This window comes from Planktothrix serta PCC 8927, assembly GCF_900010725.2.
Classification (GTDB): Bacteria; Cyanobacteriota; Cyanobacteriia; order Cyanobacteriales; family Microcoleaceae; genus Planktothrix; species Planktothrix serta.
In genome coordinates, this window is record NZ_LR734838.1 from 1 (window position 1) to 13,365 (window position 13,365).

Sequence of the window (13,365 nt, forward strand, 5' to 3'; positions counted from 1 at the left end):
ACAATGTTTCAAGGGTATAAATTCCGAATCTATCCAGCGATTGAGCAGCAAATAGCCTTAGCCAAAAGCTTTGGTTGTTGCCGTTGGTATTGGAATTATGCCCTAAACTTGTGTCAAGAAACTTATAAAACAACGGGAAAAGGGCTATCAAGAAAAGCAATTCAAGGGTTGTTACCTCAACTGAAGCAGGAATATCCTTGGCTAACAGATGCTTATTCCCAATGCTTGCAAGTTGTCGCTCTCAATTTATGTACAGCTTACAAAAACTTCTTTGAGAAACGAGCAAGATTACCTCAATTCAAATCCAAACACGGCAGACAATCAATCAGTTATCCTCAAAGCGTTAAATTTGAAGGGGATTACCTGAAATTACCCGGTAAAGTGGGGTTAGTTTATTGTTGTCGCCATCGAGAAATTGAGGGAACAATTAAAACCGTTACCATCTCCAAGAATCGTGATGGGAAATATTACGCATCGGTGTTAGTTGATGACGGCAAGGAAATCCCTAATTCGTCAACCAACGGAAAAGCAATTGGGATTGATTTAGGATTAACACACTTGGCAATCACCAGCGATGGAGATAAATATAGTAATCCCAAGCACTTTGCCAAACATCAACGCAATTTAAAACGGAAACAACAGAAATTATCCCACAAACAAAAGGGAAGTAATAGTAGACAAAAGGCTAGATTAAAAGTAGCCAAAATCCACGCTAAAATCGCTCGTTGCCGGGAAGATTTTCTACACAAACTATCCCGCAAGATAGTTAATGAAAACCAAATTATTGCTGTAGAAAATCTGGCAGTTAAGAATCTGGTCAGAAACCCTAAATTAGCTAAGGCAATTAGTGATTGTGGTTGGGGAATGTTCGGTACAATGCTTAAGTACAAAGCCGAAAAAGAAGGGAAAACCTATATCGAAATTGATCGGTTTTTCCCTTCTTCTAAAACTTGTAACGTCTGTCTAAATCAAGTCGGTAGTTTGCCTCTTGATGTTAGAAGTTGGCCTTGTGAACATTGTCAAACAATTCATGACCGCGATATCAATGCTGCTATCAATGTCAAAAATGAAGCCTTGCGGATTCTATCGTTGGGAACCAGCGATACTGCCACGTCGAGGGGATGTCAGTCATCAGAACAAGCTTCTGTTTCTTCTGATGCTATCCCTGTTGAAACTGGAAGCCCACACTTACTCGTAGAGAAGTGTGGGTAGTTCACACGATTAATAGATTTTGAATAAATATTGTTGCTGTTGTCGGAGTTGCTGTTTTTAATCCGGTTGAGGTTTCATGGTTCCACCATCCTTTTGTGGTGTGGGGCGATCGCCATAATTCTAAATGTTCAACGGCTGGATCAGCATAAAAACTTTCTTTTCCTCCTCCTAATAATGCCGAACTCCAATGAGTAAAATAATCATGACTGATGCGATAAATAGGGAAATTTCCCACTAATNTACGCATTACGGTTAGGACATTTTTAAATCCTGAAACCCTTTCACTTCTTACTGTTCCCTGTTCCCTGTTCCCTGTTCCCTGTTCCCTTGCGCGTAGCACTATAAATTCAGGATAACCCTTTCTAAAAGTTGTGCCTATCTCTAAAGGTAGAGATGATTTTTTCCTTAGCAACTCTCGACATCAAATAAGTTACTATGATGGATTGATCCTCAAAATAGGATTGAATATGGCTAATGAATTATGACTGTGTTAAACTCATTTAAGATCACTAAAAACTCAAAAATTGAGGACTGCTTTAACTATGGCTAATTTTCTTGTGGCTAGCACTATTCCCGGCATATTTGCACTTTTGGGAACCCCTCAAGATGATAATATTGCTCTGGTTCAAGGGCAAGCTTCTGCCTATCGAGATGGGATACTGTTACTGGAAGGAAATGATAATTTACAAAGTTCTAATCTGAACGATAATCTATTAATTAATGGCAATCAAGGGAATGATACTCTGGTTTCATCGAATGGATTTGATACAATATTTGGCGGACAAAATGATGATCGAATTTTTGCCGCCGTTAATAATGATTTAGTTTTCGGAAATTTAGGGAATGATACCCAAGAAGGAGGAGCAAATTCCGACACTCTTTATGGGGGTCAAGGCAATGATACCCTCTATGGTGACGAAGATGGAGATCTCCTATTTGGTGATCTTGGTAATGATATTGTAGATGGGGATGCGGGGATTGATACCTTAATTGGAGGTGCAGGAATTGATACCTTTATTTTTGATCCAGGTGAAGCCAGTTTTACGGCTCGAACTGTAGATGAAATTCGACAATTTGAAGCCGGAACCACTTTTTTAAATGGAGATAAAATTGCTGTTCCTGTTGGCACTGCAATTGATCCTAACTCATTATTTCGAGATCGGTTTGATTTATTTCCCGAAGACAATGATCTCAATAACGATGGATTGAATGATATTATTGTGGAATTATTAGACGGGCGAATTTTGGGTGTTGTGATTAACGATGGGTTCTTACCTACTCAATTATCCCTCGATTTAGATTTCGTTTTTAGTAACAACTTTGACTTTAATTTATAGCAAGGAGCAGGGAACAGGGAACAGGGAACAGGGAACAGATAAAGGTTTGAAACCTGGTTGATGTCTTAACTCATACTTCGATTGCTATATCACCCAAAATCCAGGATTTTTTTATGGAAATCAACCCCAAATTTAATGGATTTCGTTCCTCAAAATTAGCATTATTATGTCTGTCAATAGTGCTATTATTTGCCGGAAAAGCCCACACCCAAGTCACAACCACGACGGAAGTTATTGATCAGTTACAAAAATTGACGGATACCAACCGACAAAACCGTTTAGAAGCCATCAAAACCTTAAAAACCTTGGGTTCTCCGGCTATTCCGGTGTTAGTTGAAGCCTTAACCGATGAGAATGAAAACATTCGCCGGGGGGCTGCGTTCGCCTTGGGGACGATGGGAAGGGAGGCGGTGGATGCAATTCCGGCGTTGCTGGTGGCCTTAAAAGATCCCGTGTCTGCGGTTCGCATGGATGTGGCTGTCGCCCTGAAGCAAATTGGTACAGCATCTCCAGAAGCCTTACAGCAAGCCGTTCAGGAGTTAACGGTAGCATTAAATGATCCGCATACCGGAGTTCGTCAGGGGGCGGCGTTTGGGTTGGGTATCATCGGTTCAGAGGCGACTAAGGCCATTCCTCCCTTAATTCAGGCGTTGAAAGACTCCGATGAAGAAGTGCGACTCGCTGCGGCAATTGCTCTAAAACGCATGGGTTCTGGGGCTGTTCCCGCCTTGAAAGAGGCTTTGAATGATCAGGATATGGGGGTTCGCGCTAGGGCGGCGTTTGCGTTGGGAAATATTCAGGCGTCGGGGATTACGGGTGTTACCGAAGCGCTACAGAATAGCGATCGCCAAATTCGTCAAACGGCGGCGATCACCTTAGAAGAACTGACTTCTAACGATTTTCTGGTTCAGCGACAACAAAATAGACCGGGGGTGCGTCCCCAAGGAAATCGACCCCTGGGAAATCAACCTCTGGGAAATCGACCTCTGGGAAATCAACCCCAGATGAATCGACCGGGGACAAGTCCCTGGCCCCAAGGGAATCAACCCCGTCCCATTCGTTCCGCACAGCCTTCTAATCGTCAATTATTAGCATCGGATGAGCAGGGTTAGTGATCGGTAGGGGCGAGGTTTTCTCGCCCTACAAAGGGATTTTTTATGGGTATAAATAATTGGGGATTAAGTATTAATAGCCAACAGTTATATGCTGAAGCATTAGCATTAGAACAGGCGGGATATTTTGAAGCCGCAACAGTAAAATATCAGCAGATTTTAGGATTAGATAATGAGAAAGCTGAAGTCTGGTACGGATTATCTAGGGTTTATTTTTACCAAGATCAATATGATCAAGCTTTGGATGCGTTGGAATGCTGTTTAAGATTAGATGGAACCCAAGGTAGTCAATATTATCATTTGGGTTTAATTTGGGAAAAATTGGGGAATATTACGGAAGCAATTTCCGCGTATCAAAAGGGCATGGAGTTAGATTTTGAAGGAGTAGAAGGGTGTTGGAAATTAGGGGAACTTTGGGCAGAATTGGGGGCGTTTGAATCCGCAGAATTATATTATCGCCAGGGAATAGAACGCCAACCCAATACCGCGATAGGCTATTTAAAATTAGGGAATCTTTTTTTAGGACAAAATCAAGTTCAGGATGCGATCGCTATTTATCAAACCGCGTTGAAACTTTATCCTAATTATTCAGATTTATTGTATCAGTTGGGATTAGCATTAAGGGCTAATCATAATTTTGAGCAAGCCGATTTATATTTAGGGTTAGCGGCAGAATCTCAACATCAATATCAAACTGCTATCCAATTTTATCATAATATTTTACAGACTCCCTTAGAAACAGTTGAGATTTATTTAAAGTTAGGAAACTGTTATCAAGCCTTAGATCAAGGGAAAGAAGCAGTTAATATTTATCAACAAGGTTTAAACAGCTTTCCTAATCAGGTAGAACTCTATTTAGCTTTAATTTCAGTATGGCAAAGTTTAGGAGAAACTCAAAAATCCTGGCAAATTGCAGAACAAGCTATTGCTCGATTTCCCGATCAAATTGCTGTAAAATTTGCTAAACAACGCTTGTTACCTATTTTATATGAAAACTCAGAAGAAATTGCTAGATATCGACAGCATTTTACAGAAGAATTAACTCAATTAATTGCAGAAACGGATTTAGAGAATTTAGAAGTTAAACAACAAGCGTTAACAGCCATAGGTAGTGAAACACCTTTTTATTTACAATATCAGGGAGATGATGATTTAGAGTTACAAAAACAATATGGTGAATTTGTTCATCGAATTATGAAAGCCAATTATCCTGAATGGACAAAACCTTTATTATTACCCTCATTGAGTCCTCAGAAAAAAATTAAAATCGGATATATTTCGGCTCATTTAACTTGGCATACTGTTGGATTAGTATTTTTAGGATGGTTGAGAGATTGCGATCATCATCAATTTGAAGTATATTGTTATTTTACCGGAGAAGAAGCCGATCAAATTACAGATTTATTTCAACTTTATAGTGATCAATTCTATCATATTTATGGTAATTTAGAAGATATTATTCAGCAAATTTTAGCAGATCAGTTGCAGATTCTTGTATTTTTAGATATTGGGATGTGTCCCCAACTTACACAAATAGCCGGGTTACGACTGGCGCCCATTCAATGTGCAGCTTGGGGACATCCAATTACAACAGGTTTACCAACGATTGACTATTTTATTTCGGCTGAATTATTAGAACCCCAAGACGCTGAAAACCACTATTCAGAAACGTTAATTCGCTTACCGAATTTAGGAATTAATTATCCTAAACCTATTTTACCCGAAACCCTAAAAAAACGTTTAGATTTTGGATTAAAACAGGATACAATTCTGTATTTATCTTGTCAATCTCTGTTTAAGTATTTGCCAGATTTTGATCAAATATTAGTAGCGATCGCCAAACAGGTTAAATCGGCTCAATTTGTATTCATAGCCCATTGGAATACTGCAATTACCCAAAAATTTAAACAACGGTTAAAACGAGTGTTTGCTGAGGAAAATTTAGACAGTGAAGAATATTGTCTGATTTTACCTCGTTTAGATAAAATAGATTATTTACAACTCAATGCGATCTCTGATATTGGTTTAGATTCGATTGAATTTACGGGATTTTTAACCACTTTAGATAGTTTATCCTGCCATCTTCCAATTGTAACTTATCAGGGAAAATGGATGAGAAGTCGCCAGTCTGCGGGGATATTACAGCGATTAGAAATTATAGAAACTATTGCCCAAAATCGAGAAGATTATATTAAAATAGCAGTAAAGCTAGGGTTAGATTCAGAATGGAGATTAGCCATTCAACAAAAAATTAAACAGAATCAAGCAAAACTATATGAGGATAAAAGTTGTATCCAAGCATTAGAAGCTTTTTATCGAAAAACGATTCACAATTTTAATGAGATCCCCCTTATTAAAGGAGACTTTAACTATTAATTCTCTCCTATTCCCTATTCCCTATTCCCTATTCCCTATTCCCTGTTCCCTGTTCCCTGTTCCCTGTTCCCTATTATCTATATGAGTCAAGCCGTTTTAGTTAACCTAAGAGAAGCGTTTTTTAACGCACCGGGATTTTGGCAAAGTCGGTTTTTAATCAAAACTGGAAATTGGTGCAAATTAGTTGAAGGTGTGGATAAAAGTCGTACCGATGGCTATTCTATTTTAGGGGGTTTTGTGAATCAATGTGATCAATTATCCACGCAACAACCGGGATTATACTTATTTTGTGAAAAGAAGAAACAAAAACAGAATGTTGCTGAAAGATTATATACTTTATTTATCTTAGAACCTGATGGGAGTGTAGAAGTGTTAAATGAATTAAAAACCGCCAGTAAAGATTGGGGGGTGCAATTATGGCCAGAAATTGATGCTTATTTTGTGCAACAACAAGACTCTGGGGAAAAAAGACGTCAACAATTATTGCAAGAAATTCAACAATTAGAGTTTGAATTAAAGCAACGTCGGGCTGAATTAGCTGCTTTAGAGAGAATCGACAATTAAGCCTTAAAATTATTAACTTTAAGGCTGACAGAAATTACCTTCTAGGGAGTGGGCTGATTTTTAAGAACATTAACAATCGAATCCGCCACAAAATTCGATAAAATATTTTCACCCGGTTGATCATAATGACAACAGTTATCAATATAAGCCTGCTCTTTCGTGTTATCGAGAATCAATACCCCATTAAAGAAATTGATTTGATTCGCTTTCAATTCATCTACTTTTTTTAACAAATAAGGATATCCTTTTTTGATCGAATCTTTATAAGGACTATCTTCACTAAAGGCAACTTTTTTTTCTGCTTCACTAAACACCCGCTTTGTAGGATAATATTGATTGGGTTGTAAAATATGAAAATAAGGAATATTATTCGCACTTAAAACTTGATGGATTAAAGTAGAGGTTTTAACCCAATTATTAGTGATTTCTTGAAAAATTTCAGCATCCGGTAAAACCCGATCTTCCATATAAAAATAAATCACACTTTCTGAACCCTTATCATCATCTGCCTTTTGCTGGCGATACCGTTCAAACCTAGCAACATCCCGGTGATAGTTTTTAATTAATTCCTGAGTATATAGAGACATAATAACATGACAAGAAGCTAAAGGGCAATCTTTTAAAGTTTCTAACGCATTTTTGATTTTAGGTTTATGATCTTTAATGCTTAATAAAGCTTTTAGAGCTTTGGTGGATAAACTGTTATTCGCTAAACCTGTTAATGCTTGAACATGGGATGCACTAGGCATGGCAAAATTTAATTGATTTTGGTTATTAATATTAGCAAGGGCAATTTCATTAAAGCCATCAATATTAATCACCAGATCAAATTTCTGCCCTAAAGAAAGCATATAATTTAAAGTAATTAGCTGTTGAGGTTGTTTATAGCCTCCAGTCGCTAAGGATAAAATAATAATTTCTTTATCTTTAAATTGAGGTAATTGTTTAAGTTTTTTCTCTAAAATCTTATTTTGAACTTCATAAATAGAATAATTAGAAGCCACTGAACCTCCTAACACGCCAACAATCACTTGATTTTTATTGGTTTTTTTGTAGGGGTAATCGTAGGGAGAAAGAAACCCATAATTATTATACTTAAATCCGGGTCTAAAATCGGGGCTAGGTTTTTGAATATAGCCAAAATAAGGGTGCAATCGTTCGATTACAGATTCGCCAACTCTGACTCCTTCTAAATTAATTCCTAAATTTTGTAAATCCTCTGAGCGTTCACGGGTGTAGAAAAGTTGTTGATGTTTAAAATAATAAAAAATTAATGAGCCAAATTCTAAAAGTAAGAATAAAACAACTAAATTAATTAACCCTATTTTTAGACCTTCTTTAGCTTGAGGTAAGAATTTAAAATTTTTCATGGTAATCTTCTGGGAAACTTAAACTCAAAAAAAAATTAGAATTTGTGGAAATTCAAGAATCCTATTATATAATAATTTTTAGGAGAATTCATGAGAATTTGTTTACTTTTGGGGGTTTGGAGGTTGAAGCATGAGTCGTTGACAGACTTGACTCGCCATTAATTCCCCAGCGATGCGATTTCCTTGAATGTTCCAATGTCCGCCGCAAGGTTCCGCATTTTTAAATCCATGTAAGCAAACTCCTGTTTTTTCTGCTTCCTGTTTTAAGGATTCTGCTAATTGAAAAACAGAAAAACCCTCTCGTTGTCCTAATGCTTCAATTCGCTTATTCGGATAAAATAAATCCTGAATTTGATATGTTTGCATAAATTCTTGACGTTTTTTGGGGTCAGGTTGAACTTGAAAGGAGTCACTGACCATAATCAGCATAAAATCCTTTCCCTGAGCTTTAACTTCATCTCGGAGTAAGGTGATTAATTGTTCTGTAATCTTCCAAGCTTGTTGCCAATTTTGATCAGGAGGTTCTTTATAAAAATTAATATCGGTTTCCTTATAATCTTGGAGTAATTGACGGCGTTTAGATTCAATCTCCGCTTGTCGAATTAATTGCAAAATTCGAGAATTGTTGACTAAATTATAAGGCAAGTAATCCAGATTTGAAAATAGATAATAATCCCGTTCAGGACTCATGGGATTTAAACTTCTAAACGATAAATCTTCTACAAGCTGACCCTTTTCTTCCACAAAATAGGGACGTAAATGATCATGTTCTAACAAACGAGAATTATTTCTAATATCATTCCCTGGATAGAAGCCTAACATTACTAAATCCGGTGAAAATAGTTGGGCATGATGTCGCCAAGTCATTAACTCTTGGGCTGTTCCATAACCCTGAACTCCAAAATTTAACACCTCAACGGTTTTCCCCTTTAAAATTGGGCAATTTTTGAGTTGCGTTTCCATCACTGATAATGCAGTTTTTTCTAGGGGAACTTGCAACGCTTCCATAAAAGAATCCCCTAAGAAAGCGATCCGATAACTATTAGCTGGTTTTGCTTGGGTTCGTTCTTGATCTCGCATTCCCAAACTGTTCATTTTCAGTTCTGAAACTTCTCCTTCTCCCGCCCAAACTGTTTTTACATTAGGTCGAGGTGACCAACCCCGATAGGGATCTTTGACGGTATAAGCAAGAGATTCAGAGTCCGCCGGAAGTGGGGGCGGATATTCAATTTTGGCAATTCTCAACGCAATTTCACCGAGAACAATGGCTAGGACTAAACTCCCAAAAACTAAGCTAGTATTTAAAATCAACGATTTCCAAATTTTCATAATCCAGTTTTATTTTCACACAATTGATCAGCAATTAATTCGGCAGCTAAATTATGTCCCTCTGAATTCCAATGACCCCCACAAAGAGTGCCATTCTTTTCAAACCCATGTAAACAGGTTTGATTTTTCTTGGCATAGGATTGGAAGGCTGGGGCTAAGTCTAATACCGGGAAATTATGGCGTTTTCCGATATCTTTTAATCGTTGATTGGGATAATATAAATCATCAATTTTATTAGAAACTTGAAAGAATTTTCTGGTGGCTTCATCTTTATGAACTTGCATCGGATCGGCAATAATCATTAATAAAAAATCAGCTTCTTTTTCCTTGACTTCTTGCTGCATTAATGTGAGTAAATCTTCTGTAATTTGCCATGATTCTTTCCAATTATCATCTCTGGGTTCCCGAAAAGTGCTAACACTTAACTCATTAGAGTGTTTAACTAAATTATTTTTACGATATTCTAATTCAGCTTTTTTGGCAACTTGTAAAATTCGAGAATGATTGACTAACCAATCAGGAAGATGATCAACCGTTGTAATTAAATAGCGGTTACTATAGCCCATTGGTAAATTCCGAAAGGAAAAGTCCGGCTCTAGCTGACCATTTTTGTAGACAAAAAACGGTCGATAATAGTTGTTTTCTAATTTGCGAGAATTATCAATAACATCATTCCCAATAAAAAAGGAAACAATCACTAAATCCGGCTGATATTTTCCCACTTTTTCTCGCAGAGTGAGTAATTCCTGGGCTGTTCCATAGCCATCGACTCCAAAATTAAGAACTTCAATGTTTTTTTTCTTGAATTTAGAACAATTACCCAAGGTTTTTTCTAAGACTGAAGTATAGTTATTTTGGGCTGGAACTTGGGATGCTAAGGTAAAAGAATCGCCTAAAATTGCAATCCGAAAGGTGTTTTTAGGTTTAGCGATCGCATATTCTTGATCCCGTAATCCATCGCTATTAATCTCAATGTAGGATTCTCCTTCATACTGCCACCATCCTTTTGCTCCTGGTCGATTTGACCACCCTCGATTCGGATCAGATTGAGTAAAAAAGGAGGGAGAAAAAACTGCATGACTGGGTTCAGGAAGTTTTTTTAATCCCTCAATTTGGGCTAACCTTAAACCGATTTCTCCAATCGCAATACCCAGGACTAAACTACTTAAAGCCAGCCCTAGATTTACTGCCCATGTCTTCAACTGCCCCATCGTTTAGAATAAGGTATAAATAAACGGTGCGATCGCAGAACCTTGACTGAGAACAATCAAAGCCCCTAATAAAACAAGTGTAATAATTAGAGGCAATAACCAATACTTTTTGCGTTCTCTCATGAACGCCCAAATGTCTTTTAAAAAATCTAATGTTGCTTCAAACACTAGAACGGTCGCTCCATACTTTCTTTGGGTCTAACTTGACTCGCAACCCGATAGGTTGAGAGATTGGGATTCAATTCACGCCGCATCGCATCGGAACCGAATAGGCGTTTAATTAATCCCATCGGAGCCATCATAACGTAAAAGACGACACCGAGAATAATCTTACTATTAATTGCCCCCATAAATAACCCGAATTTCATCCAGAGGCGGTACACCGGATTTAAGGTTTTAGGAGAGATTAATGCCCAAAGGATCAGAACAGTTCCTAATATCCAAGGCCAACTAGGGGGCGGCCAATGTCTGAATAATAAAGGCAAAACAACACCAAATAAGCCAATAATAATGGCTCCGGTTGTTAATCCAAATTCGCGTAATCCTTTAGCGTCAAGTTGGGGAATATCGTGCTCAGTCATAATGTTAATTGAATTTAACCGTAGTGAGGCGTTCACGCCTCTGAGATAAGTTTACTAAAAACAGTCAACTGTCAACAGTCAACCGTCGTAGGGGCGGGGTTACCCCGCCCGTACCCGTCAACTCTTTGTTAATCTAATTCAAATTCTTTTTGCCAAGAATCATCTTTTTGCCAAGGAGTTTGTTCCGTTTTTGCTAACAGGAAATTCTCTAAAACCAGATAATCCATTTCGGTTCGCATAAAACAACGATAGGCATCTTCTGGACTGCCCACAATGGGTTCTCCCCGCACATTAAAAGAGGTATTAACAATCACAGCACAACCCGTTTGTTTTTCAAAATGATGGATTAAATCATAATAACGAGGATTGGTTTCTTTGTGAATCGTTTGTACCCGTGCGGAATAATCAACGTGAGTAATAGAAGGCAGTTCTGAACGAGGAACATTAAGTTTTTCAATCCCAAATAGTTGTTCTTGTTCCGGGGTCATGGGAATTCTTAAACTCTCTTGAACCGGAGCCACAATTAACATATAGGGACTGGGGCGATCTAATTCAAAATAATCAGAAACCCGTTCCGCTCTTACTGAGGGAGCAAAGGGTCGGAAAGATTCTCGATATTTAATTTTCAGGTTCATTACCGACTGCATTTTTTGATTACGCGGATCACCAATAATTGAACGTCCGCCTAACGCCCTCGGCCCAAATTCCATCCGTCCTTGGAACCACCCGACCACGTTTCCATCGGCTAAAATTTCGGCTAAATGGGGCATTAATTCCACATCATCTAAGCGTAAATATTTCGCTCCGACTGTATCTAAATATTCCTGAATTTCTACCTCGCTAAACTTCGGCCCCAAATAGGAACCTTGCATATAATCCAAGCGTTTTTGATGGGTTTTTAACGCTACAACCGCAGGTTTTGATCCGGCACTGGTTTCTAATAGTTTTTCCGCCGAAATATCAAAGGCAAGATCGGTTTCTACGTTGCGCGGTTGTTCATGATATTGATACCAAACCGCTAAGGCTGCCCCTAACGCCCCTCCTGCGTCTCCGGCGGCGGGTTGAATCCAAATATCTTTAAAGGGCCCTTCCCGCAGAATCCGGCCGTTAGCGACGCAGTTGAGAGCTACACCCCCCGCTAAACAAAGGTAATCAATATTTAATTCTTTCTGAACACTGCGAGTCAGACGCAAAACCACTTCTTCAGTGACAACTTGAATAGACGCCGCGATATCCATTTCCCGTTGACTAATGGGGGTTTCCGGTTTACGAGGAGGGCCCCCAAATAGTTGATCAAACTTAGTATTGGTCATGGTTAGACCGACGGCATAATTAAAATATTCCAGATTTAATCGGAATGTACCATCGTCTTTTAAATCAATTAAATGGGTGAGGATTTTATCAACATAAATGGGTTCGCCATAAGGCGCTAATCCCATTAATTTATATTCCCCAGAGTTAACTTTAAAGCCCGTATAATAGGTAAAAGCCGAATAAAGTAAACCCAAAGAATGGGGAAAATCAATTTCCCAAACGGGAGTTAAACTATTACCATCTCCTAACCAAACGGAAGTTGTTGCCCATTCTCCCACACCATCTAAACAGATCACAGCCGCTTTTTGAAAGGGACTGGGAAAGAAAGCAGAAGCCGCGTGAGATTGATGATGTTCTGTAAATAATAAGGGGGGAAGTTTGGCTTTTTTAGCGCCTGCGATCGCGCATAATTCTTTTTTTAATACAGATTTTAGGTAAAGTTTTTCTTTTAACCAAACAGGCATGGCTTTAATAAAAGAACGAAACCCTCGCGGTGCATAGCTGAGGTAGGTTTCGAGGAGTCGTTCAAATTTAACCAGGGGTTTATCATAAAAAACAACCTGATCAATTTCAAAAAAGGTGATGTTTGCTTCCTGAAGACAATAGCGGATGGCATTGGCCGGAAAACCTGGGTCATGTTTTTTGCGCGTAAACCGTTCTTCCTGGGCCGCTGCCACAATCTTACCATCACAGACGAGCGCCGCAGCACTGTCATGGTAATAAGCTGAAATTCCAAGTATGTTCATTGACATCTCCTCACTAGGCGCAGTCGGGCCTGTCTGTGATCATAAAGAAATAATCAAGAGATTATAGCGTTAACAGGACAATCTGTCGCAAGGGTTGACGGTTGACTAGGATGTTCCGTTGCTGAATTCATGAGCTATTCCTTCTTTATGAGACTGTCGGTACTGAAGTTCCTATTTTTAATTTTCGATCTGCAATAACAGTAATTTATTATA

General features: G+C 38.4%; 11 protein-coding genes and 1 pseudogene. 5 read left to right on the forward strand and 7 right to left on the reverse strand.

Features of this window, described 5'->3' with window-relative positions; all coding sequences use genetic code 11:
- Positions 1 to 3 precede the first annotated feature (3 nt).
- A complete protein-coding gene (locus PL8927_RS04350; protein ID WP_083618036.1) occupies positions 4 to 1,212 on the forward strand; it encodes an RNA-guided endonuclease InsQ/TnpB family protein in 1,209 nt (402 codons plus the stop codon).
- 1 nt (position 1,213) lies between these two features.
- On the opposite strand, the pseudogene PL8927_RS04355 reads toward PL8927_RS04350, so the two are convergent.
- A pseudogene (locus PL8927_RS04355) lies at positions 1,214 to 1,450 on the reverse strand (hypothetical protein); the annotation flags it as partial.
- A 304-nt stretch (positions 1,451 to 1,754) separates the two neighbouring features.
- On the opposite strand from PL8927_RS04355, the gene PL8927_RS04360 reads away from it, so the two are divergent.
- From PL8927_RS04360 to PL8927_RS04375, 4 genes are all read left to right on the forward strand, one after another.
- Positions 1,755 to 2,549 (forward strand): calcium-binding protein, encoded by a 795-nt coding sequence (locus PL8927_RS04360; RefSeq protein WP_083617998.1) that lies wholly within the window; start codon positions 1,755 to 1,757, stop codon positions 2,547 to 2,549.
- A 113-nt stretch (positions 2,550 to 2,662) separates the two neighbouring features.
- Entirely contained in the window at positions 2,663 to 3,661 is a 999-nt protein-coding gene (locus tag PL8927_RS04365; RefSeq protein WP_083618000.1) for a HEAT repeat domain-containing protein, read from the forward strand.
- A 45-nt stretch (positions 3,662 to 3,706) separates the two neighbouring features.
- On the forward strand, positions 3,707 to 6,037 hold the full coding sequence (locus PL8927_RS04370) for a tetratricopeptide repeat protein (protein WP_083618001.1): 2,331 nt from the start codon (positions 3,707 to 3,709) through the stop codon (positions 6,035 to 6,037).
- A gap of 81 nt (positions 6,038 to 6,118) precedes the next feature.
- Positions 6,119 to 6,601, forward strand: coding sequence for a hypothetical protein (locus PL8927_RS04375; RefSeq protein WP_083618003.1), 483 nt, complete (start codon positions 6,119 to 6,121; stop codon positions 6,599 to 6,601).
- 41 nt (positions 6,602 to 6,642) lie between these two features.
- Here PL8927_RS04375 and PL8927_RS04380 read toward each other — a convergent pair whose 3' ends face one another.
- From PL8927_RS04380 to PL8927_RS04400, 6 genes are all read right to left on the reverse strand, one after another.
- Positions 6,643 to 7,971, reverse strand: coding sequence for a hypothetical protein (locus tag PL8927_RS04380; protein WP_083618005.1), 1,329 nt, complete (start codon positions 7,969 to 7,971; stop codon positions 6,643 to 6,645).
- A gap of 102 nt (positions 7,972 to 8,073) precedes the next feature.
- A complete protein-coding gene (locus PL8927_RS04385) occupies positions 8,074 to 9,300 on the reverse strand; it encodes an SGNH/GDSL hydrolase family protein (RefSeq protein ID WP_083618006.1) in 1,227 nt (408 codons plus the stop codon).
- Positions 9,297 to 10,511, reverse strand: a complete 1,215-nt coding sequence (locus PL8927_RS04390; RefSeq protein WP_083618008.1) for an SGNH/GDSL hydrolase family protein — start codon at positions 10,509 to 10,511, stop codon at positions 9,297 to 9,299. The genes PL8927_RS04385 and PL8927_RS04390 overlap by 4 nt, the downstream gene beginning before the upstream one ends.
- A 3-nt stretch (positions 10,512 to 10,514) precedes the next feature.
- Entirely contained in the window at positions 10,515 to 10,679 is a 165-nt protein-coding gene (locus PL8927_RS27930) for a DUF5989 family protein (RefSeq protein ID WP_197046235.1), read from the reverse strand.
- Positions 10,679 to 11,092 (reverse strand): SxtJ family membrane protein, encoded by a 414-nt coding sequence (locus PL8927_RS04395; RefSeq protein ID WP_083618009.1) that lies wholly within the window; start codon positions 11,090 to 11,092, stop codon positions 10,679 to 10,681. The genes PL8927_RS27930 and PL8927_RS04395 overlap by 1 nt, the downstream gene beginning before the upstream one ends.
- A 128-nt stretch (positions 11,093 to 11,220) precedes the next feature.
- Positions 11,221 to 13,152 carry a carbamoyltransferase family protein gene (locus PL8927_RS04400; RefSeq protein WP_083618011.1) on the reverse strand — a complete coding sequence of 644 codons (1,932 nt, stop codon included), beginning with the start codon at positions 13,150 to 13,152 and terminating at the stop codon, positions 11,221 to 11,223.
- Positions 13,153 to 13,365 lie beyond the last annotated feature (213 nt).

Coding starts and splice junctions, on each gene's coding strand:
- PL8927_RS04350 (WP_083618036.1), top strand. CDS start 4: ATGTTTCAAGGGTATAAATTCCGAATCTATCCAGCGATTGAGCAGCAA.
- PL8927_RS04360 (WP_083617998.1), top strand. CDS start 1,755: ATGGCTAATTTTCTTGTGGCTAGCACTATTCCCGGCATATTTGCACTT.
- PL8927_RS04365 (WP_083618000.1), top strand. CDS start 2,663: ATGGAAATCAACCCCAAATTTAATGGATTTCGTTCCTCAAAATTAGCA.
- PL8927_RS04370 (WP_083618001.1), top strand. CDS start 3,707: ATGGGTATAAATAATTGGGGATTAAGTATTAATAGCCAACAGTTATAT.
- PL8927_RS04375 (WP_083618003.1), top strand. CDS start 6,119: ATGAGTCAAGCCGTTTTAGTTAACCTAAGAGAAGCGTTTTTTAACGCA.
- PL8927_RS04380 (WP_083618005.1), bottom strand. CDS start 7,971: ATGAAAAATTTTAAATTCTTACCTCAAGCTAAAGAAGGTCTAAAAATA.
- PL8927_RS04385 (WP_083618006.1), bottom strand. CDS start 9,300: ATGAAAATTTGGAAATCGTTGATTTTAAATACTAGCTTAGTTTTTGGG.
- PL8927_RS04390 (WP_083618008.1), bottom strand. CDS start 10,511: ATGGGGCAGTTGAAGACATGGGCAGTAAATCTAGGGCTGGCTTTAAGT.
- PL8927_RS04395 (WP_083618009.1), bottom strand. CDS start 11,092: ATGACTGAGCACGATATTCCCCAACTTGACGCTAAAGGATTACGCGAA.
- PL8927_RS04400 (WP_083618011.1), bottom strand. CDS start 13,152: ATGAACATACTTGGAATTTCAGCTTATTACCATGACAGTGCTGCGGCG.